At 66.6% G+C, this 1,444-nt stretch carries 1 protein-coding gene and 1 pseudogene; both read right to left on the reverse strand.

What is annotated here, in order from left to right; all coding sequences use genetic code 11:
- Positions 1-430: 430 nt before the first annotated feature.
- Positions 431-1,033 carry a DUF2561 family protein gene (locus tag A5784_RS13560; RefSeq protein ID WP_064945434.1) on the reverse strand — a complete coding sequence of 201 codons (603 nt, stop codon included), beginning with the start codon at positions 1,031-1,033 and terminating at the stop codon, positions 431-433.
- Positions 1,033-1,359, reverse strand: a pseudogene (locus A5784_RS13565) (MmpS family transport accessory protein); the annotation flags it as partial. The pseudogene A5784_RS13565 and the gene A5784_RS13560, both read right to left, overlap by 1 nt.
- Positions 1,360-1,444 lie beyond the last annotated feature (85 nt).

Below are 1,444 nucleotides of genomic sequence, written 5' to 3' on the forward strand. Positions count from 1 at the left end.
TCTACGCCGACCCGCCCGTCGAGCAGGACGCCCTCACCGAAGCCGCACACGCCTCCGAACAGAAGGCGCTCACGGCCCTCAAGGAGGCGCAGGACCGCATCCACGAAGACGGGGAGACCAACGGTCACCACTGAGCGTCCTCATCCGGCTTCACGCAATCGCCGCAATCTCCCCAGGGAGGTTGCGGCGATTGCGTTTTCCCGGCCCGGGGGTACGTGCCGGACATCGGAGTGTCTGAGGCATACGGATTTCTCGGGCCCCCTCCCCTCCCCCACGTCCGCCGGCAGCCAGGGGCTACGGGCCCACGAGACGGTGTTCAGGAAGACGGCCATTAGCACCGTTGCCGACGCCTGATATCGGAACAGGGCAAAGGTGAGGCCGGGGCAGGCTAATGCCCGGTACCGACCGGAATGCGACCGTAAAAAGGCGGCTAAGCAGCGACGAGTTCGTCGAGCTGACGCAGCGCAACAATGGGCAGGGCCACCATGCCGAGCGTGATGAGCCCGGCCACGCCATAGCAAATCCAGGCGCCGAGGTCGCTCTCTGTGGCCATCAGATACGTCGCGATGCCGATGGCCGCCGTGGCAGCACCGATCGCGGCGGTGATCGCCAGTGTGTACCGCAACCACACCTGCTCGACGGCGGCCGCAGCTACGTCGTCGCCGCCGTAGCGACTCACCAGAAGCGGCGGCTCCGAGGTACGCCCGGGGGTCACCACGCGGCGCCCCGGCATGTCCTGCGGGGGCCGGACAGCAGCCCGTGCGGGCTGTGGCTGTTGCCGGTTGCCTGCCTGGGCCCTGGCCCGCAGCAGCAACGGCACGGCGCCGACGATGACCACGGCCGATATGCCGATCACGGTGTAGAGCAGCCACGGTGTGCCTGCCGAATCCGAACCTTGCGCATGGCTGCGGCCCAGATCGACCAGCGCGACGATGGCGGCGACACCGGCCCCCAGCGCCGCGAGCCAGGCCGCCACAGAGACGCCCAGGAGGATGCGGTCGGTGCTGTCGAGATCGTCGAGAGGTCCGGTCATCAGCAGGCCGTCTGTGCGGAGTTGTTGGCGTTGGAACTCAACACGGTTCCGTCGCTGGTGGTGATCGAGCAGTTCAGTCGGCTCACCAGGAACAGGCTGGAGGCCTCGACCGAGCCGACGTCGGAGTTGGAGATCGGCGTCATCGTGAAGGTCCACGGGATGTAGACGTTGCGCAGGGTGCGGCGGTTACCGTTCCCGTCCACATAGGTGATGGTGATGATGTCTCCTGGTGCCTTGGTGCCGGTCACCGAATAGGTGACCTGTCTCGGCCCGGCGTGCGTCGTTGTCGGCGGCGCAGGCGCAGCGCTGGTGGTCGCAGGCGGGGGCGGCGCCTCCGGGCCTGTCTCTTATACACATCTGACGCTGCCGACGATCGCATAAGTGTAGATATAGGTTGACACCTAATCAGAA

The sequence above is a fragment of the Mycobacterium sp. 852013-50091_SCH5140682 genome, assembly GCF_001665685.1.
GTDB lineage: Bacteria > Actinomycetota > Actinomycetes > Mycobacteriales > Mycobacteriaceae > Mycobacterium.

Bases quoted from the DNA above. Each gene is read 5' to 3' on its own strand.
- A5784_RS13560 (WP_064945434.1), bottom strand. From the start codon at position 1,033: ATGACCGGACCTCTCGACGATCTCGACAGCACCGACCGCATCCTCCTG.